Annotated in this window: 17 protein-coding genes; 7 read left to right on the forward strand and 10 right to left on the reverse strand. The window is 65.6% G+C overall.

All coding sequences use genetic code 11. The features are described from left to right. Nucleotides 1-252 precede the first annotated feature (252 nt). Entirely contained in the window at nt 253-1,191 is a 939-nt protein-coding gene (locus tag ACV22V_RS00930) for a LysR substrate-binding domain-containing protein (RefSeq protein ID WP_059692522.1), read from the reverse strand. A 218-nt stretch (nt 1,192-1,409) separates the two neighbouring features. Here ACV22V_RS00930 and ACV22V_RS00935 point away from each other — a divergent pair, with 218 nt between their 5' ends. Further along, nucleotides 1,410-2,285, forward strand: coding sequence for a LysR substrate-binding domain-containing protein (locus ACV22V_RS00935; protein WP_059692521.1), 876 nt, complete (start codon nt 1,410-1,412; stop codon nt 2,283-2,285). Nucleotides 2,286-2,490: 205 nt separating this feature from the next. Here ACV22V_RS00935 and ACV22V_RS00940 read toward each other — a convergent pair whose 3' ends face one another. Genes ACV22V_RS00940 through fae form a run of 3 tightly spaced genes read right to left on the reverse strand, consistent with a single transcriptional unit; the run spans nt 2,491 to nt 5,544 of the window. After that, on the reverse strand, nt 2,491-3,942 hold the full coding sequence (locus ACV22V_RS00940; RefSeq protein ID WP_448012719.1) for an NAD-dependent succinate-semialdehyde dehydrogenase: 1,452 nt from the start codon (nt 3,940-3,942) through the stop codon (nt 2,491-2,493). A 14-nt stretch (nt 3,943-3,956) separates the two neighbouring features. After that, on the reverse strand, nt 3,957-4,979 hold the full coding sequence (locus tag ACV22V_RS00945) for an aldo/keto reductase (protein WP_059692519.1): 1,023 nt from the start codon (nt 4,977-4,979) through the stop codon (nt 3,957-3,959). A gap of 40 nt (nt 4,980-5,019) precedes the next feature. Then, nucleotides 5,020-5,544: a formaldehyde-activating enzyme gene (gene fae / locus ACV22V_RS00950; protein WP_448012720.1), complete on the reverse strand. Its 525-nt coding sequence runs from the start codon at nt 5,542-5,544 to the stop codon at nt 5,020-5,022. A gap of 326 nt (nt 5,545-5,870) precedes the next feature. On the opposite strand from fae, the gene ACV22V_RS00955 reads away from it, so the two are divergent. The 3 genes from ACV22V_RS00955 (at nt 5,871) to ACV22V_RS00965 (ending at nt 7,962) form a co-directional block, all read left to right on the forward strand. Continuing rightward, nucleotides 5,871-6,788, forward strand: coding sequence for a LysR family transcriptional regulator (locus ACV22V_RS00955; protein ID WP_059692516.1), 918 nt, complete (start codon nt 5,871-5,873; stop codon nt 6,786-6,788). A 120-nt stretch (nt 6,789-6,908) separates the two neighbouring features. Further along, nucleotides 6,909-7,289, forward strand: coding sequence for a hypothetical protein (locus ACV22V_RS00960; RefSeq protein WP_448012721.1), 381 nt, complete (start codon nt 6,909-6,911; stop codon nt 7,287-7,289). A gap of 106 nt (nt 7,290-7,395) precedes the next feature. Next, nucleotides 7,396-7,962 carry a hypothetical protein gene (locus tag ACV22V_RS00965; RefSeq protein ID WP_059533712.1) on the forward strand — a complete coding sequence of 189 codons (567 nt, stop codon included), beginning with the start codon at nt 7,396-7,398 and terminating at the stop codon, nt 7,960-7,962. 30 nt (nt 7,963-7,992) lie between these two features. Here the strand turns inward: ACV22V_RS00965 and ACV22V_RS00970 are convergent, their stop codons facing one another. After that, nucleotides 7,993-8,868 (reverse strand): LysR family transcriptional regulator, encoded by an 876-nt coding sequence (locus tag ACV22V_RS00970; protein WP_044848057.1) that lies wholly within the window; start codon nt 8,866-8,868, stop codon nt 7,993-7,995. Between the two features lie 161 nt (nt 8,869-9,029). Between ACV22V_RS00970 and ACV22V_RS00975 the strand changes: the two genes are divergently transcribed. Together ACV22V_RS00975 and ACV22V_RS00980 are read left to right on the forward strand one after the other, a co-directional pair. Further along, a complete protein-coding gene (locus ACV22V_RS00975) occupies nt 9,030-10,349 on the forward strand; it encodes a DUF3422 family protein (RefSeq protein WP_448012722.1) in 1,320 nt (439 codons plus the stop codon). A gap of 30 nt (nt 10,350-10,379) precedes the next feature. After that, nucleotides 10,380-10,580 (forward strand): hypothetical protein, encoded by a 201-nt coding sequence (locus tag ACV22V_RS00980; protein ID WP_448012723.1) that lies wholly within the window; start codon nt 10,380-10,382, stop codon nt 10,578-10,580. Nucleotides 10,581-10,629: 49 nt separating this feature from the next. Here the strand turns inward: ACV22V_RS00980 and ACV22V_RS00985 are convergent, their stop codons facing one another. The 5 genes from ACV22V_RS00985 to ACV22V_RS01005 are packed head-to-tail and all read right to left on the reverse strand — an operon-like array spanning nt 10,630 to nt 17,213. Beyond that, nucleotides 10,630-12,642, reverse strand: a complete 2,013-nt coding sequence (locus ACV22V_RS00985) for a hypothetical protein (RefSeq protein WP_448012724.1) — start codon at nt 12,640-12,642, stop codon at nt 10,630-10,632. Between the two features lie 15 nt (nt 12,643-12,657). Continuing rightward, nucleotides 12,658-13,113, reverse strand: coding sequence for a DUF3304 domain-containing protein (locus ACV22V_RS00990; RefSeq protein WP_322040599.1), 456 nt, complete (start codon nt 13,111-13,113; stop codon nt 12,658-12,660). Between the two features lie 17 nt (nt 13,114-13,130). Then, entirely contained in the window at nt 13,131-13,637 is a 507-nt protein-coding gene (locus tag ACV22V_RS00995) for a DUF3304 domain-containing protein (protein ID WP_448012725.1), read from the reverse strand. Continuing rightward, complete coding sequence (locus ACV22V_RS01000; RefSeq protein ID WP_448012726.1) at nt 13,615-14,664, reverse strand: DUF4123 domain-containing protein; 1,050 nt, start codon at nt 14,662-14,664, stop codon at nt 13,615-13,617. Before ACV22V_RS01000 ends, ACV22V_RS00995 begins: the two co-directional genes overlap by 23 nt. After that, nucleotides 14,661-17,213 (reverse strand): type VI secretion system Vgr family protein, encoded by a 2,553-nt coding sequence (locus ACV22V_RS01005; protein WP_448012727.1) that lies wholly within the window; start codon nt 17,211-17,213, stop codon nt 14,661-14,663. Before ACV22V_RS01005 ends, ACV22V_RS01000 begins: the two co-directional genes overlap by 4 nt. Before the next feature lie 254 nt (nt 17,214-17,467). Here ACV22V_RS01005 and ACV22V_RS01010 point away from each other — a divergent pair, with 254 nt between their 5' ends. Further along, complete coding sequence (locus ACV22V_RS01010; protein WP_448012728.1) at nt 17,468-17,902, forward strand: GNAT family N-acetyltransferase; 435 nt, start codon at nt 17,468-17,470, stop codon at nt 17,900-17,902. Nucleotides 17,903-17,912 lie beyond the last annotated feature (10 nt).

Raw genomic sequence — 17,912 nt, forward strand, 5'->3', positions numbered from 1 at the left:
CATTCTGCTCATGCGTTTATCGCACGACAAACGACTTATTTTCGCGCCGTGCATGAGAAAAATGCACGTTACTCCACCGATCAGCCGGAATCGTCCGTCCGGCAAGACTGTCGTGGCGCGCGCCGGGGCGCCGGACGGTGACCGGACCCGGTTCACACGGGGCCAGGTGCGCACGGGCGCGGAAGCCGCCCAGGTCTCGCCCGCGACCGGGGCCGAGGCTCGATGGAGGGCCAGGCGGGGACGGATAGCCCGTCAGGCCAGCGGCACTTGCGGCAGCGGCGACGACGGCTCGAGATGGCGCTTCGCGAGCCATACTTCCTGCTGGAGCCAGTCGCGGAACTGCACGATGTGCGGCAGGTTCGTCTGTTCGGGCCGCGTGACGAACCAGTACGACTGGTGACCGTCGACGTGCACGTTGAGCACCTGCATCAATTGCCCGGTCGCAAGTTCGCGCGCGACCATGTGGCGGTCGGCGATCGTGATGCCGAGGCCGTCGATCGCCGCGCGGATCGCGTGGTCGAGCAGGTCGAATTCGTAGCCGCCGCGCGTGTCGACGTCGGCGATGCCGGCGGCCTTCAGCCAGTGCTGCCAGGTCAGGTAGCGCTGGTCGTCGGTGGCGAGCACGTGCAGCAGCGTGAAGCGATTCAGGCCGATCGGCGCGCCGTCCTGCCTCAGCCGCGCGTAGAGCGCGGGGGCGCAGACGGCGATATGCTGCTCCTGCATCAGCAGTGCGTTGTCGAAGCCGTCCCATTCGCCGTCGCCGAAGCGGATCGCGCAGTCGAGCACGCGCGATTCGCCGAGGCTGTCGTGGATGCGCGTCGTGAGGCTGAGCTCGAATTCCGGATGCGCGTCGCGCAGCCGGCCGAGACGCGGCACCAGCCAGCGCGCGGCGAAGGTCGGCGGGACGTTCGCGCGCAGGCGGTTCAGGTGGGTTTTCTCCTGCAGGCCGCGCACGGTCAGCTCGATCTTGTCGAACGATTGCTGCAGCGCGCGCAGCAGCACACGCCCGGCCGCCGTCAGCTCGAGCTGGTGATGGCGGCGCTCGAGCAGCGTTTCGCCGAGCTGGCTTTCGAGCTGACGCACCTGGCGGCTCACCGCGCTCTGCGTCACGTTGAGCAGTTCGGCGGCGCGCGTGAAGCTGCCGGTGCGGCCGGCCATCTCGAAGGCTTTCAGCGCATTCAGCGCCGGCATCTTGCGTCTCACGGGGCGGTGTCGTTTTGGTGCGGGATGCTCATTGTAGGCGGGGAGACGACGAGACGGGAACGCCGAATGCGGCGGCCGCGCGCGCAACGGATATCGGGGTTTTCACGGCCTGCCGGGGCGCGCGCTTTTCTGCGATAAAGCTGCGCTCGAGATTGCTGGCAGGCCGACTGGCAGCCGGACGAAAGACGGAGAGGGACACACATATCATGCGACGCCTGCCATCGTTGATCGCGTTGCGGTTTTTCGAGGAGACCGCGCGTCATCTGAGCTTCAATCGCGCGGCGGTTTCGCTATGCGTGACACAAGGCGCGGTGAGCCGTCAGATCCGGTTGCTCGAGGACGCGCTCGGCGTGCGGCTGTTCGAGCGGGATCACAAGGGCGTGCGCCTGACGGAGGCCGGCGAGCGGCTGCTGCCGTTCGTCGGGAAGGCGTTCGACACGATCGAGCGCGGCATCGGCGGGATCGCCGTCGCGCGGCCGGACGCGAAACGACGTCTCACGGTATCGCTGCCGCCGACGTTTGCCACGCAGTGGTTTTCGCCACGACTTGGCACGCTCGCGGAGGCATTGCCGGACGTCGAGCTGTCGATCCGCACCGAGCCGGCCGACGATTGTCATTGCCATATCCGTTTCGGGCGCGCGGCGCGGCCCGGTATGCAATCCGAACTGCTGATGATGGAGCGGCACGCGCTGGTCGGTGCGCCGCGTTATCGCGGCGATACGCTCGAGGCGCTGTTCCGCAGGTTGCCGTCACTGCATGTGCTGCACGAGGGCAAGCGTTTGACGCTGTGGGCCGACTGGTGCGAGCAGGCTGGCGTCGCAGTCGAGCGGATTGGCGACGGCATCGAATTCTCGACGCTCGAACAGGCGATTCGCGCGGCCCGCAAGGGCGCGGGGCTTGCCGTGGTCGACCTCACCATGATCGAGGAGGAGATCGGCGAGGGTAGCCTCGTGCGGTTGTCGCCGGTACAGCCGATCGGTCCGTTCGGCTATTGGCTCGACATCGCGCCGGAAAACGCGGTGGTCGAGCATGTGGGCGCATTCGCGGCGTGGCTGCGGGCGCAAGCGGCGAGGAAGGGGTAGGCATGTGGACGCCGAGCGTGAGACGTGTCGAATAGGGCGACTGCCCGGCGTAACCGGGCGAGCGCGCGCCTCGACGCCCGGCCGCCTCCTCCAGCGTCGAATGCTTCGTCCGGGGCGCCCACGCGATCGGCACGATCTTCCCGGCCGGCAGCACGCCGGCCAGCACGAACCTCGTCGCGCGGCGCGCATCGACCGTCGGGCGTGGTCAGCGGCCGAGTCCGGCCATCAGCGTGTACTTGAGCTCCACGTACTCATCGAGGCCGTACTTCGAGCCTTCGCGGCCGAGCCCCGACTGTTTGACGCCGCCGAACGGCGCGACCTCGGTCGAGATGATCCCGTCGTTGATGCCGACCATCCCGCTTTCCAGCGCGCCGGACACGCGCCATGCGCGGCCGAGGTCGCGCGTGTAGAAGTAGGCGGACAAACCGAACGGCGTGTCGTTCGCCGCGGCGACCGCTTCGTCTTCGGTCGTGAAGCGGAAGCAGCCGGCGACGGGGCCGAAGGTTTCTTCTTCGGCGATCAGCATGTCGGGCGTCATACCGGTCAGCACCGTCGGTTCGTAGAACGTGCCGCCGAGCGCGTGGCGCTTGCCGCCGACGACCACGCGTGCCCCTTTCGCGGTCGCATCGGCCACGTGCCGCTCGACCTTGTCGAGTGCCGCTTCGTTGATGAGCGGCCCCTGGTCGACGTCGCCCGCGAGCGCGTTGCCGACGCGCAGCGCGCGTACCGCGTCGGCGAGCTTGCGCGTGAAGGCTTCGTATACGCCGTCCTGGACGAGAAAGCGATTCACGCACACGCAGGTCTGGCCGGTGTTGCGGAACTTCGATGCGATAGCGCCCTGCACGGCCGCGTCGAGATCGGCGTCGTCGAACACGATGAACGGTGCATTGCCGCCGAGTTCGAGCGACAGCTTCTTCAGCGTGTCGGCCGATTGCCTGGCGAGCAGTTTGCCGACGCGTGTCGAGCCCGTGAACGACAGCTTGCGCACGACCGGCGAATGCGTGAGCGCCTCGCCGATCGCGACCGCGTCGCCCGACACGACGTTGAACACGCCGGCCGGCACGCCCGCCCGTTCGGCGAGCACCGCCAGCGCGAATGCCGACAGCGGCGTTTCCTCGGACGGCTTCAGCACCATCGTGCAGCCGGCCGCGAGCGCGGGGCCGGCCTTGCGCGTGATCATCGCGAGCGGGAAGTTCCACGGCGTGATCGCCGCGACGACACCGACCGGTTCGCGCGTGACGACGATCTGCGTGTCGGGCTTCGGGCTCGGGATCACGTCGCCGTACATGCGTTTCGCTTCTTCCGCGAACCATTCGAGAAAGCTCGCGGCGTAGGCGACTTCTCCACGCGCCTCCGCGAGCGGCTTGCCCTGTTCGCGCGTCAGCAGCTCGGCGAGTGCGTCGCGATGTTCGAGCATCAGTTCGCCCCAGCGCTTGACGCGGGTGCCGCGCTCCTTCGCGGTCAGCGCGCGCCATGCGGGCAATGCGTGCGCGGCGGCGTCGATCGCGCGCTGGGCGTCTTCGGCATCGCCTTTCGCGACTTTCGCGACCGTCTCGCCCGTGGCGGGATTCAGCACCGGATAGGTTGCATCGCTCGCGCGATGCGGCTCGTGCCATTCACCGCCGATGTAGTGGCCCGTTCTCAGAAATTCGCTCATTGCGTTTCGTTCCTTCAGTCTGCCGCAAAACTGCCCTGCGCCGGGCGCGACTCGCGCGCGATCCGCTTGCCGGCGGTGTAGTCGTTGATCAGGTCGCACGGCGTGTAGTTGCGCTCGAGCTCGTGCAGTTCGTCTTCGCCGAGTTGCGTCTCGAGCGCGCCGAGCGCGCTGTCGAACTGCGCGACGGAATCGGCGCCGACCAGCATGCTGGCAATGCCGGGGCGGCTCAGTACCCAGGCCTGGGCGATCTGCGCGGGCGGCACGCCGCGCCGCTTCGCGACCTTCGCGACCGATTCGGCTATCGCGAGCGACGACGCGTCGCCGTACATCTGCGCGGTGAAGAAGTCGGTCTGGTTGCGCGTCGATTGCGGCTCGCATGTCAGCAGGCCGCGCGCGAGCGGACTGAACACGGACACGCCGACGCCCTGGTCGATGCAGTACGGCACCATCTCGCGCTCTTCCTCGCGATACGCAAGGTTCAGCTGCAACTGCATGTTGATCGGCTTGTCCCAGCCGTTGCGCTCGCACGCCTGCATGATTTTCGCGAATTGCCACGTGTACATCGTCGACACGCCGATATAGCGCGCCTTGCCCGCCCGCACGATGTCGTGCATCGCGCTCATCGTTTCCTCGACGGGCGTGTTCACGTCGAAGAAGTGCAGCATGAAGATGTCGACGTAATCCATTCCGAGACGCTTCAGCGACCCGTCGATGCCGTCCAGCACGTGCTTGCGCGAATGGCCGCCCGCGTTCGGATAGCTGCCCATGTCGTAGCCGACCTTGGTCGTGACGACCAGCTCCTCGCGGCGCGCGTTGCGCTTCAGGATGCGGCCGACCACTTCCTCGCCGACACCCGTCGAATAGAAATCCGCGAGATCGATGAAGTTGACGCCGGCATCGAGCGCGCGGCGCACGATCGGCTCGCTCTGCGCTTCGTCGAAGATCCACGGCTTCCATTCGGGCGTGCCCATGTTCATCGTGCCGAGACACAGGCGGGACACCTTCAGGCCGGACTGGCCGAGGCGGACGTATTCCATGCTTCCTCCTGTCACGGCCTTGCCGGCCGCTCGTTGTCGGTCAGTTCTTTTTGGGTGTGTAGAACGGATTCGATACGTCGCGCGCGGCGGCGAACACGGCGTCGCGATGCGGCAGCCCTTCCATCGCGGCGACGATCGCGTTGCGGCACGCGCGGTAGTTGTTCTCGAATACGGCGTCGAGATCGTCGGTCCGCGGATTGACCCAGTTCGCCGATACGACGACCCAGTCGTTTTCGGCTTCGGGCGGCAGCGTGCCGTTTTCGAGCGCTTCGGCCACGGCTTTCGCGATGCCGGCCTGCGAGGCGCCCCATGTCGCATTGCCGTGGAAGTCGCCGTCGATCTGAGCCTTGTTCACGTACAGCGTGAGCGGCTTGGTCGGAATGCCGGGCTGCGCGATCACGACGAACGGCGCATGGCCGGCCGACGGCGTCGCAAGCGCGGTCGCGAACGCCTGCCCGGCGGGGCCGTCGCGGGGGCCGATCAGCACGTTGATGTGCGCAAGGTTGACTCCGGGGCCTTCGAAGCCTTCGCCGATGAAAAGCTGTCTGGGATGCGGTGCGGTCATTGCGGTGTCTCGTCGATGAAGTTGGTGTGAGGCGATTGTCCGGGGCCGCGATGCGGCCGGTGAATCGATGTTTTCTGATCGAGGTATGTGTTTTCGTCGTCTCCGTGAAAACCCCTGGCCGCCACGCGCGAACGCCCGCCGGTCGGGCCGCCGGCGCTACCGGACGATGTCGCGGAACGGGCGGTGCGGGTGGGCGGCGGCGTGCTGGCTCCGGGTTTGTCATACCCGGGCAGGGGTTGGAGCGCCGCGCGCGTCTGGACAACAATCGGCGTACCCCGGGCCTTATCTTTCGACGCCCCGTCCTTTTTCGAAAGCGAGTAATTCCGATGGCAGCCATTCAGAGACCCGATTGGTCGAAGCTCAGCTCTCTCGACCCGGAGCTGATCCGCGCATTCGTCGCCGTCGTCGAGAGCGGCGGCTTCACCGCGGCGGCCCGGCAGCTGCATCGCACGCAGTCGACCATCAGCCTGCGGATCCGCACGCTCGAGGAGCGGCTCGACACGCACCTGTTCATGCGCAACAGCCGGCGGCTCGAGCTGTCTCGCGATGGCGAGAACTTCCTGATCCACGCGCGCCGGATCATCCAGGTGCAGAACGACGCAATCATCGCGTTGAAGCAGACGAGCAGCGACCGCGGTGTCGTGCGTTTCGGGCTGCCCGAGGATTACGCGGAGCTGTGGCTGCCCGACTTGCTGAAGTCGTTCTACGCGCTGCGGCCGGGCGCGCGCTTGCACGTGCATTGCCGGATGTCGCTGGAGCTGGTCGAGCGGCTGCAGGCCGGCGAGCTGGACGTCGCGCTCGTGGTGCGGCACGGGCCGAATGCGGCCGGGCGGCTGCTTGGCCGTCACGACGTCGTGTGGGCCGCGCATCGCGACTTCGCGCTCGACCGGCACGCATCGGTGCCGCTCGCGCTGTTTCCGGAAACGTGCTGCTATCGGCAGCGCGGCCTGCAGGCGCTCGCGACCGCCGAGCGGCCGTACCACGTCGTCTATACGAGCCAGAGCCCGACCGGCATCAAGATCGCGGTGAACCACGGCGCGGCCGTGACGATGATCGACCGCTGCACGCTGCCCGCGAACTGGCGCGTGCTCGACCAAGCGGACGGCTTGCCGCCGCTACCGCCCGCCGACCTCGAACTGCATCGCTCGCCGGGTATCTGCGATCCGCTGACCGACGATCTGGTCTCGCTGATTGAAGCCATGGTCGACGAGCGGCGGCGGGCGTCGCTCGAGGCGTTCGCATAGCGGTACGGCCGGCGCGCATGCCGTTTTTTTCACTGCAAAGCCGTTTTTTTGCACGGTATTGATGCGGCGCCTTCTAAGCTCGGGATGTGTCCAACAGCCAGGACGCCCTCCGTCCGCGCCATGACCTTCATCCATCCCGTACCCGAATACGACATCGCCGGCCTTCAACTGCGCGCCGGCGCGCGCACGACCGTCATCCCGTTTCCGCCGCCGCGCCCGCGCCTGCGGTTGCCCGTCACGCTGACGGCCGACACCGGCGCGCTCGCGCACGCCCGGCTCGCGGCGTTGCTGCATTCCCCGCTCGGCGTGTATGTGGTCAGCGCGCGTACCGTGCGCGACGTGATCCATGTGGAATTCGACATCGCGTCGGAGGATCTCGACTTCACGCTGCACATGCTGATCGCGCAGCAGGTCGATGCCGTGATCGGTCCCGTTGCCCGCCGTCTGCGCGTGGCGACGCAGGATCGTCCGGCCGGGGAACGCCAATTGCTCGTACCGTAGGGTTCGCCGCCGATTCGCCGGCTGTCGTGCCCGGGGGCGGGCCGGTCGCGGCGAGCGTTTATGCGCCGCGTCGCACTCGGCGCCGGCCCTTGACAGGGAGGAATCCATGCACCTCATGGAAGAAGTGCAGACCACGCGTCCGGCAAGCGGCCGCGTGCGCGTGGCGACGTTGCCGTCGGGCACGCAGCTGGCCTTGCAGTTGCGGGTGACCGTGCGCGCGGCGGACGTGCTGCTGCGTCAGGCGATCCGGCTGCCGGACCGCCATCAGTGGTCGGTCGACCTCGAACGTGTCGACGCGGCCGGCGGGCCGCTGGCCGCCTGGGATTCGCACGTGACGCTGCGCATCGCGAAGACGTTCGCGCCGTCGGCCGATGCGATTGCGCGCGCCGGCGATCCGGACCAGGTTGCGGTCGACATTCGGCTGTTTCTTCCGGAGCAGGCGTATCTGGGCGAGCAGCGCGTCGGCATCTTCGGCCGACGGCACGGCAACCGGTTCGGCGCGACGCTGTCGGTGACGGCCGGGTCGCAGTGGGGCGGCCGGCGTACCGAATGCATTCCGCCGGCCGGCCGGCATGTGCACGGCGACACGCTGGAGGCGCTCGTCGACACGGTAGCGGGCATCGTCAACGCGGCGCTGCTCGCGGCCGGCCATCCACGGCCCGGCGGTTCGTGACGGCGCAGGCGGCGCGCGCCCGGCCGCGGTTCAGGCGTCGCCGGTCTGGCCGGTTTGCCGCTGCAGGTCTTCCATCAGTTGTTCCGCGAGAAAGTCGCACGGCGGGCGCTTCGATTTCGTGCTGCGCGCGAGGATCAGCTCGAGCGGCGGCAGATCGGGCAGCCCGTGCGAGCGGCCGAGCATCGACAATTGCGCGGGAATCGCGCAGCGCGCGAGCGGCGCGACCGCGAGCCCGGCCTCGACCATGCTGAGCAGCCCGAGCAGGCTCGGGCTTTCATAGGACGTGCGAAACGGCAGCTTCGCGCGTTCGAGGCTGCGGATCGCGTTCTCGCGCGCGACGCTGCCCGGCATGAACACCGCGATCGGCAGCGGCCGTTCTTCCCATACGCGCGGCCCGTTCGTCATCGCGGCCCACGCCATCGGCTCGTGGCGGATGAAGTCGCCGGACAGCCCCTTGATGCGCGTGCCGCACACGAGATCGACGGTGCCGTCCTTCAGGAGCGGCGCGAGCGCGCTGCTCGGCAGCCCGATCACCTGGATCTCGACCTTCGGGTAGGTCGCCGAAAACTTCTTCAGCACCGACGGCAGCAGCGACGACGCATAGTCGTCCGGCACGCCGATCACGACCTTGCCGGTCACTTCCGGCCGCACCACGGCCGCCCACGCCTCGTCGCGCAGCGCCAGCATTCGTCTGGCGAATCCCAGCAGCACCTCGCCTTCGCGCGTCAGCACGATGCTGCGCGGCTTGCGCACGAACAGCGGCCGGCCGATCGCGTCCTCGAGGCTCTTGATCTGCATGCTCACGGCCGATTGCGAGCGGTTCACCGCTTCGGCGGCGCGGGTCATGTTGCCGGTTTCCGCAACGGCGACGACGGTGGCCAGCACGTCGTGATCGAGCATCTTCATCGGTATCAGGAAAACTGAATGTAACGATCAGCATTATGCGTTTTTATTGTCGCTGTGTGTCTGCCATAGTGGCATCGAGCCTGCTGTGTCGCTCGATGCGGTGCGGCCATCACGCCGGCATGCCCGGCACGCAGCGTTGAACAGGGAAGAGTGGTGTACCGATGATGGATCATCCGTTGCGCGCCGCACTGGCCGCGGAATTGCATGCCCGGCCGTTCCTGCGGCTCGCCGAGGCCGTGTCGCTCACGCACTACGCGATCTACGCGGACGGCCAGTCCGACATCCACGAAACGCTGCTGCACGCGCTGTGTCGCGACACCGGCATTGCCGTGCCGCAGGACGGCGCGACCCACCATGCGGTGCAGTCGCCGTGCGGCTGGCATCTGAAGTGGGAGCGCCACACCGAATTCTCGACGTTCACGTTCGTCGCGCCGCGTCGCGACACCGGCTATTTCGACGATCTCGCGATCGAAGGGATTCCTGCCGCGTGGTTCGCGCGGCTCGCGGGCATCCGCTTCGTCGCGGTGCGCATGGAGTTGCTGTCGGGCGATGCCGCGCGGCTCGTGTGCGGTGACATGCGCCGCTGGATCGACGGGCCCGCGCTCGTCGGCAGCAACGTGCTGGGCGGCGGCAAGGTGTTTTGCGACTGGCACGTGCGTGACGACGGTTTCATGCGCTTTCTCGTCGTCGACGAGGATTTTCGCGAGGAGCAGGGCGGCCGACTGCTGCAGCGCCTGTATGAAATCGAGACGTACCGGATGATGGCGCTGCTCGCGTTGCCGGTCGCGCGGCGGATGAGCCGCGAGCTCGACGAAATCCATGCGGCGCTGCATGCGCTGATGCAGCGGATGGACGCGAGCGGCGCCGACGGCGACGACGCGGCCCTGCTCGTGAAGCTCACGCATCTCGCGGTGCGGGTCGAGGCGCTGTCGGGGGCCGGCGGCCGCTTCAGCGCGTCGCGTGCCTACGAAAAGCTCGTGCTGGCGCGCATCCACGAATTGCGCGAGGAGCGCATCGAAGGGATGCCGACGATCGCCGAGTTCATGGAGCGGCGCTTCGCGCCGGCAATGGAAACCTGCCGCAGCGTGTGGGCGCGTCACGAGCAGATCGCCGCGCGGATCGCGCGCGCTGTGGACCTGTTGCGCACGCGCGTGAATCTCGCGCAGGAAAAGGACGTGACGCGCTTGCTGGCCGGCATGGAGCGCACCGCGCGCAATCAGCTTCATCTGCAGCACGCGGTCGAAGGATTGTCGGTGGCGGCCATTTCGTACTACGTGCTGTCGCTCGCGACAGCGGCGTTCAAGGCGCTGCACGTGATGAACCTGCCGGTCGATCCCGAACTGGCGGAAGGCCTGCTGATCGCGCCGGTCGTGTTCGCGGTGATTCACATCACGCGGCGCACACGCGCGCAACTTGCACAGTCGGAAGGCGCGCATGACGGCGCACCCGTGCAGGCAGCGCCGTTGAAACAGGCAAATTAGAACATCGACGACATATCAAAAGGAGTGGAGATGACTGTTACGCAAACGCAACCCGGATTCTTCAGTGGCCTCGACGCATTCGACGAGCCGGTATGGGACGAAGCCGGCGCGCCGGAGGAGGCGCATGTGACGTCGTATCAGGCCGTGCTGCAGGAGCCGATGACGTCGCTCGTCGGGAATACGATCGATCGGCCGGATGTCGCGGCGGTGGCGATTCTCGGGTACAACTGACGCGGGTTGAATGAGATCGGCACCCGGTCGCGTGTGCGCCGCGTGCCGTTCAGTCGCCGGAGAGATCGCCGATCGACGCACCGTGCGGGATCTGGCCCGACGTGACTTGCCGGATGTACTCGTCCTGCGCGTCCTTGATGTCCTTCGATAGGTTGCCCATGACCTTCTTCACGTAGTCCTTTGCTGTGTCGGTCTTGCGCGCCATCCAGCCTTTCTCCTCGATTTCGCGAAGCTGCATGAATACGCCGTCGCCAAGCGACACGTTGTTGAGTCGCGTGATCGTGTTGTGAACGAAGTTGTCGAAGAACGCGATGACTTCCGGTGACAGTTTCGGCGGATGCACCCAGGCTGTGGCCAGGGCGCGCACCGTCTTGTCGGAGATGTTGTCGACCGTGCGGCGCTCGCCGAACGTGAACTGCGGAACCTTGGAGTTCGGGTCCTGGCTCTTGTAGTACCAGTCGCGGCCTTCGTAATTTGGCAGACCGCCGCCATTGGGGAAGATCGCGTTGTAGACGTCGGCGTCGACGGTGTTGATGAACAGGTTGTTGCCGGCGCTTTCGTGCGCCGTACGATCATGGACGTGACGTGCCCAGGACACGAACAGTTTTTGATGTTCGAGGAAATTGGCCTCGAGCGTGCCGGTCGATTTCGGCAGCATGGCTGTGTATGCGCCGAAAAGGTCATTGACGTTGAGATCCTTGCCGTTGACGTTGACGGTCTTCCGAAAATCGAATTCGCGTGCAGCCATCGGCGAGATGGTCCGCAACTTCGCGAGCGGCAGCATCGGTACGCCGGCCGACCAGGCGCTGTCCAGCATGTTTCGTGCAGATACACGCGCGAGTTCGGCCGATTTCTGATCCTCTCCTTCGACGAATCCGCCGCCGACATCCGACTGGCTGCCGGGATAGACGATTTCCCGAAGATTCGCGTTGTCGGGTGACTTTCTCGGCGAATCCAGATTTTTGTAAAAGCGCAGCTCGGTCGCGGCGACGTGGTGGACGATCGACTTGAATTCCTTCTGGATATCGAATTGACCGAGCGATTGCTTGGACAGCGCGACGAAAAGGCTCAATCCCTTGATGCTGAGGCTGGCGACCTTTCCCTCTCCGGGAACGACACCCAGTACCGGTGCGACGACTTTGGTGAAGATTGAATCCGCATAGGACGTCGATACGCAATCGAAGAGTCCCATGAAATCGAACTGAACCTCGATCCCGTCAAAAGTGATTTTTCCATCCTTCTGCTTGCAGATTTTTCCGATCAATTCGTTCGCGAACTTCCGCGCAATAACGCCACCACGGTCATATCCGAAAAGCGATACGCGGATGCGCTTGATTTCACGCTTGTCGGTTGCTCGTGCGTGTTCGACGTTGCTCTTGAAATCGGCAATCGCCTTGTTGACGCGTGCATCGAAACCCGTACCCATATAACCGGCCGCGAATTCACTGTCCCGGACAACCGGAACGGAGTCTGCCGCGATCGTCACGGTGGCCGGCAGCAGATCGACGCCGACCTTTTTGAGTGTCAGCGATTCCTTGATCTTGCCTCGTGCGGTTTCGCCTGCATGATCCAGTCCGTCCAGGATGGACGATTTTCCCCGCGAGAGCAGGCCTTTGTCCGCAGGGGAGTCGCGAAACCGTTGGCCGATGTCGGCGGCGATTTTCTTGCCCGGGTCCTTGATCAACTTGCCGTCGGCTTCCTTGAGCAACGCGGCGCTCGCGTCCGTCAAGACCTTCTTGGCGGTGCCGACTGTTTGCACCGACAGGTCACGGCCCATGCCTTCGTAATACATCTTGTAGATACCGAACTCGTCGCTGCTGTCCGCATGCGCGTTGAAGAGGCGAGCGATATTCGATAGCCGATCGGTGTCTGCCATTCCCTGCGCGAAACCATCGAAGAAGAAGCTCTGATAGATCTCCTGATTGCAGCGGAAGCACGGACTTGGCGGATCTGCGGGCAATTGCGCGCTGACACTTGCGGCGCGTGCGGCGCGGGACGCCGCGGCGCCGGATTCGGATTGACTTTGCGTGGCGCCTTGCGCGGCGGCGGTCTCGTTCGGCATGCTTTCCTCGCTCGGCTAGTTGGTGGCGCCCATGCGCGGCATCGTCGGGTACTCGACCCATTGGGCCTCGATCTTGCGGTCAGGCAGGAAATGGAACTCGATATAGCCGTCGCGCTTGTTCGGCAACTTCGGGATGGTGATGTCCGTCTCGTAGATTTCCGGCGACAGGTTCTTCGCATCCTCTTCAGGAGTCAGGTCGTACGTGACCTTGAGGTGCCAGGTCTTCTTGTTGCGCGGCACCTCCATGCAACAGACCGTACCGCCGCCGCCGCCGAACTGGCGGGCGTGCACGCTGCCAGCGCCGAATCCGTCGACGACGAAGTTATAGACGCCGCGATCGGTGTAGTTGAAGCCCACGACGCGATAGGGGCCGTAGCTCGCGGTCTGCGCATGTACCCACCACGCACCACCGAGCAGCAGCACGGCAATCGCGATCGGATTACGAACGAGGCGGCGAAGAAAATTCAGCATGTCGATGGTCCTGTCATTCAGTTCGTCGCAGACGACGCGTTGCTCGTTGTGTTCAAGTTGCGCAGACCGGTCGGGTACTCGACCCATCGGGCTTCGATCTTGCGGTCAGGCAGGAAACGAAACTCGATATAACCGTCGCGCTCGTTCGGCAACTTCGGGACGGTGATGTTCGTCTCGTAGATTTCCGGCGACAGGTTCTTCGCATTCTCTTCGGGAGTCAGGTCGTACGTGACCTTGAGGTGCCAGGTCTGCTTGTTGCGCGGCACCTGCATGCAACAGACCGTCCCGCCGCCGCCGCCGAACTGGCGGGCGTGCACGCTGCCTGCACCGAATCCGTCGACGACGAAATTGTAGACGCCGCGATCGGTGTAGTTGAAGCCCACGACGCGATAGGGCCCGTCGCTGTCCGCGTGTGCCGGTGCGTAGCATAAGCTGCCTGCGATCGTAATCCCTGCGGCAATCGCACGACGCATTCCACTCAACATCCCCGCCTCCCGCCGTTCAACCCGCATCTGGCCGCGCATCTTCCGCCGCCATCGCCGCCGGTTGCCGTTCCGCCGCGTAACCCGCCAGCGGATGCCCATCCAGCAGTTCCGCCCACACTTGAGCGTCGACGTCGTCGAGCGTGGACGACAACGGCGGTGGATCGTCTCCGCGCGCCGCGATCTTCCCGGCAATCGCCGGATACGCATCAAACGCCGGATGCACGTTCATCCCGACCAGCACGAAATACGCGAGATCGTTCTCGTTCGCGAGCCCATGCTGCTCCCGCGCACGTGCAACCAGGTCCTTCACATAGCGAATGCCCCAGCGGTCCGGTACTGCCGACACTGGCGGCAGGAACTCGTCGCGCAACTGGAAATAGAGCGTCTCCGCGAAGCCTTCCCGCGCGAGCGCGTCGTATTGCGCGTCCGTGAACACGATCGGCGTCGCGGCGGGCTTGGGTAGCGGTCCTTTTTCCTCGCCCGCCACGGCCTCCCACGGATCGAACCGAAAACGCAACTCGACGAACGCTGCCAGTAATTCGCCGCGTTGCGCGGGCGTAAGGACCGGCAAGAGATTCTGAAGAACCGACGGGTCGTAATAGCGCAGCAACGCCTGACGCGTATCGGGCAACGTGGCTTCGGCAAGCGGATGCAGATAAGCCGCGAGTTCGGATACCGAGTGACTCGTCTTGAGCCACACGACGAGATCCGATTCGCCGCCTGCATTCAGCAGGTCGAGCATCATCCCGCGCGATGCATCGTCGTCTTCCGTCAGATCGAGCAGGAGCGGTCCCATTTCGGGACGTGATGCTTCGAGCATCGTGTCCGGATACAGCGATTGCCACGCGATGCTTCGCGCACGGGCCGCGTCGAGCATCGTATCGTCCAGCGCGCCGTCGACGAGCGCGATCAGGCGCAACGGGCGCGTGTGTTCGACTTGCCGCGTGCGATGCCAGTCGCGCAGATCGTCGTGCCGCTGCGCTGCGGTCGTGCGTGGCCATTGCGTCGGCAGCGGCAACGCGCGCGCCAGATTGCGAAACAGCTTCATGGAGGCAGCGTCGTTCATGTCCGGGGTGTCAGTGCGGACTTCATTTTCGCGGCGCTGCGGCGGCATTCCGAACATACGCCTTCGGGCAGGCGTGGCAGCGGATAGTCGAGGCTGGTCGGCCCCGAGAAGCTGTGGTCGCTTCCCTTGAATTCCACCTTGCCGGGTGCATGGATCTCGATGTTGCCGTTGCCGATACGAATGTATGCGCCGCCGGACGTCAGCAGGATCGGCTGCTTCGATGCGACGTCGACCCGTGCCGTGGCGGAGACGACCTTGACGGTCTTCTGCGCGGTGAGCTGGATGTCGTCGTCGTGCGCGCGGATCTCGATCTTGCCCTTGCCGGCGAACCATTTCATCCCCGCGTTCTGCGCGAATAGGCTCACCGAGGAGATCACGCTCGCGATCAGCGACTTTCCGGCCGCAACATGCACGTTCTGGCCGCTGACGACGTTGACATGCTGATCCGCGACCACCTGCACCGACTGCTGGCTGGCCATCCCGATGCCGGCCGGACTGCCGAACAGCATCACGGGCTGCGCGAACGCGTTCGCGTTGCCCGTGCCGCCGCCTGCCGTGCGTCCGCCCGATGCGACACCGGGCACGCTCTGCTGCGTCGAATCTGTGAACGTCTTCAGCGCGTCGCGACCGGGTTGCAGCGTGTCGGCCTGATGCGCTTCGCTCACGCTCGACAGCGATTCGAGCAGGCTTTCGCCGCCGATGAGCTGTTGCTGCGCCTCGCGCACGTCGAGCGGCTGGCTCGACACCGTCTGCGGATGCGTCGTCACGTACAGGCCCTGGTTCGCGCGCACGGCGCCGTATGCATCGGTCCTCAGGTCGAAGCCGCTGCCGACGTACGCGCCGCGGGTGTTGCCGGACTGTTCGATCAGATAGCCGACATGCAGCAGGCTGTTCGCCGTGCTGCTGTAGAGCTGCGCGCGGTTTTGCCCGGTCGCGTCGTCCATGACGAGCTGGTTGTAGCCGCCGCCCGCATATTCCTTCGAGCGGAAGCCGGACAGCAGGCCGTCCGAGTGCCACTGCGGTTTGGTCGCGCCGTTGTAGAGCCGGGCCGTGACGATCGGCCGGTCGCAGTCGCCGGACATCCAGTCGACGACAACCTCCTCGCCGATGCGGGGCACGTGCACGCTGCCGTATCCGTCACCCGTGTCCGACGACGCGACGCGCAGCCAGCACGATGCGCGCTCGTCGCCTTCGTTCAGGCGGTCCCAGTGGAACCGGACCTTGATCCGGTTCAGTTCGTCGGTATGCACTTCCTCGCCCTTCGGCCCGGCGACGGTCGCGGTCTGCAGGTGCATCTCGGGCTTCGGATGCTCGAACGGGCTGCGGAAGGGCACCGTCTGGCGCTGCGCCTCAATCTCGACGAGATAGAAACCCTCGCTGCCGTCGGTGTGGCGTACCGCCATCGCGGCGGCCGCGTCGCCGAGCTGTGCCTTCATCGCGTCGAACTGCGCGGCCAGCCCGTGCGGAAAATGCGTCGGCGTGGCCGGGATGTTGTTCCTGATCCACCAGACCGTCTCGACGACGGCGAACCGGTTGGCGTCCTGTTCGGCGGGCGGATGGGCAGGATGGCTGGTCAGCTCGAACACCTGGCCCGCGTCGATGCCGCGCATGCCACCGATCCCGTGGAACCGCCTCGCGCGCGATTCCCATTCTTCCATCCGGATGGTCGACTGGCGGTTGCCGTCACCTTGCGCGCCGTACGTATAGGCGCCCGTGTACGCGTAGACCTCGGCCTGGTCCGGCAGGTCGCCCTGGTTCGGCCGGGCCGGGATGTCGGTGCTTTTCGGATTGAGCGTGGAGCCGGGCGACTTGTAGTCGAACGTGCGCGTCGTGTAACGGCTGCTTTGCAGTGTGCGCGTGCCTGACCACTGGACCAGCGCCTGGGTCTCGTCGCTGGCGGCCGCGCGCTGGAACGGCACGCGGGACGGTACCGCGGCGGGCAGCGAGTGGAGCGAATCGGTGATCACCAGCGTATGGTGGGAGCCGTCCGGGGCCTGCTCGAAATAGCCGAACAAGCCTTCGTCCTCGAGCAGGCGATGGACGAAATGCCAGTCGTCCTCGAATTGCATGCAAAACGAACGATTTCGCAGCGGCGCGGAGAGTGCAAAACGGAACATCCCGCCGGCTTGCGGATGCTGATTGAATACGTCGGTAATGATTTCATCGGCGGTGCGATCCTGCCAGATGCGCTGGTCGCGGCGATACCGCAGGAAGCCGAGCCACGACATGAAACGGATCTGGTATGCGGTGATGCCGCCGTCGAAGCCGAGCCGGCGCGCGGTCTGCACGTAGCCGTGCCACGGCAGGTAGGCGTCGCCTTGCTGTTCGACCCAAAGCGTGACCGGCTGCGCGATCAGCTTCTTCAGCTCGATGTTGTCGCGGGTCGAGACGGCATCGACCGTCATCGTGAATTCGCGGCCGAGCCGCGACGCGCCGTGAACCGTCTGGGGCAGCAACACGTTCCGGCCCAGCGAAGTATCGAGCCTGAGCACGCGACCTTGTTGAAACAGGCCGCCGCCGATTGCGCGCACGAGTTCTTGTGAATTCATCGCCGTGGCCCTCTTGGATCGAGAACGATGAGTGGGCGTCTCTCTCCGCCGGATTTATCGCAGGAATGCTCTCGGTTGGCGATTTTACCGGATAAATCGGAACATTTCGGCATCCAGATGACGGCTTGTTTATGGGGTCATAGTCGGTTGAACGCGTTCTTCGTGAAGACGCTGCCGCCGAACGCGCTATAGTCGCCCGACGCCCGCCACGAACACCGCACGTTCGGCGGCTCCTTCACGCAAGTCTCCATTCCATGACCGCGCATCCCGCCGTTTCCCTTCAGCTCACCGACACCGAACAACCGGCTGCCCGCGATTTCATCAGCCGCAAGCTCGGCGAATTCAACCACGCGATGACGGGCCGCAGCGACACGGCAGCGCTCGACGTCTACGTGACCGATCCCGCGACCGGCGAGGTCCTGGGCGGGCTCACCGGCCGAACGTCGCTCGGTCTCTTCTTCATCGACCTCTTTTATCTGCCGGAATCGCTGCGCGGCGGCGGCTTCGGCAGCAGACTGCTGCGCGAGGCCGAAGCGGAAGCGAAGCGGCGCGGATGCGCCCGCGCGGTGCTGTACACGATTACGTTCCAGGCGCCGGATTTCTACCGGAAGCACGGGTACGAGGCATTCGGCGAAGTGCCGTGCGAGCCGGAAGGGGCGGCGCGCGTGTTCATGGTCAAGGCGCTTTGAACGATGTTGC

The sequence above is a fragment of the Burkholderia sp. AW33-5 genome, assembly GCF_053427615.1.

Excerpts from the sequence above, each read along its gene's own strand:
- ACV22V_RS00930 (WP_059692522.1), bottom strand. The coding sequence starts at position 1,191 with ATGCCGGCGCTGAATGCGCTGAAAGCCTTCGAGATGGCCGGCCGCACC.
- ACV22V_RS00935 (WP_059692521.1), top strand. The coding sequence starts at position 1,410 with ATGCGACGCCTGCCATCGTTGATCGCGTTGCGGTTTTTCGAGGAGACC.
- ACV22V_RS00940 (WP_448012719.1), bottom strand. The coding sequence starts at position 3,942 with ATGAGCGAATTTCTGAGAACGGGCCACTACATCGGCGGTGAATGGCAC.
- ACV22V_RS00945 (WP_059692519.1), bottom strand. The coding sequence starts at position 4,979 with ATGGAATACGTCCGCCTCGGCCAGTCCGGCCTGAAGGTGTCCCGCCTG.
- fae (WP_448012720.1), bottom strand. The coding sequence starts at position 5,544 with ATGACCGCACCGCATCCCAGACAGCTTTTCATCGGCGAAGGCTTCGAA.
- ACV22V_RS00955 (WP_059692516.1), top strand. The coding sequence starts at position 5,871 with ATGGCAGCCATTCAGAGACCCGATTGGTCGAAGCTCAGCTCTCTCGAC.
- ACV22V_RS00960 (WP_448012721.1), top strand. The coding sequence starts at position 6,909 with ATGACCTTCATCCATCCCGTACCCGAATACGACATCGCCGGCCTTCAA.
- ACV22V_RS00965 (WP_059533712.1), top strand. The coding sequence starts at position 7,396 with ATGCACCTCATGGAAGAAGTGCAGACCACGCGTCCGGCAAGCGGCCGC.
- ACV22V_RS00970 (WP_044848057.1), bottom strand. The coding sequence starts at position 8,868 with ATGAAGATGCTCGATCACGACGTGCTGGCCACCGTCGTCGCCGTTGCG.
- ACV22V_RS00975 (WP_448012722.1), top strand. The coding sequence starts at position 9,030 with ATGATGGATCATCCGTTGCGCGCCGCACTGGCCGCGGAATTGCATGCC.
- ACV22V_RS00980 (WP_448012723.1), top strand. The coding sequence starts at position 10,380 with ATGACTGTTACGCAAACGCAACCCGGATTCTTCAGTGGCCTCGACGCA.
- ACV22V_RS00985 (WP_448012724.1), bottom strand. The coding sequence starts at position 12,642 with ATGCCGAACGAGACCGCCGCCGCGCAAGGCGCCACGCAAAGTCAATCC.
- ACV22V_RS00990 (WP_322040599.1), bottom strand. The coding sequence starts at position 13,113 with ATGCTGAATTTTCTTCGCCGCCTCGTTCGTAATCCGATCGCGATTGCC.
- ACV22V_RS00995 (WP_448012725.1), bottom strand. The coding sequence starts at position 13,637 with ATGCGCGGCCAGATGCGGGTTGAACGGCGGGAGGCGGGGATGTTGAGT.
- ACV22V_RS01000 (WP_448012726.1), bottom strand. The coding sequence starts at position 14,664 with ATGAACGACGCTGCCTCCATGAAGCTGTTTCGCAATCTGGCGCGCGCG.
- ACV22V_RS01005 (WP_448012727.1), bottom strand. The coding sequence starts at position 17,213 with ATGAATTCACAAGAACTCGTGCGCGCAATCGGCGGCGGCCTGTTTCAA.
- ACV22V_RS01010 (WP_448012728.1), top strand. The coding sequence starts at position 17,468 with ATGACCGCGCATCCCGCCGTTTCCCTTCAGCTCACCGACACCGAACAA.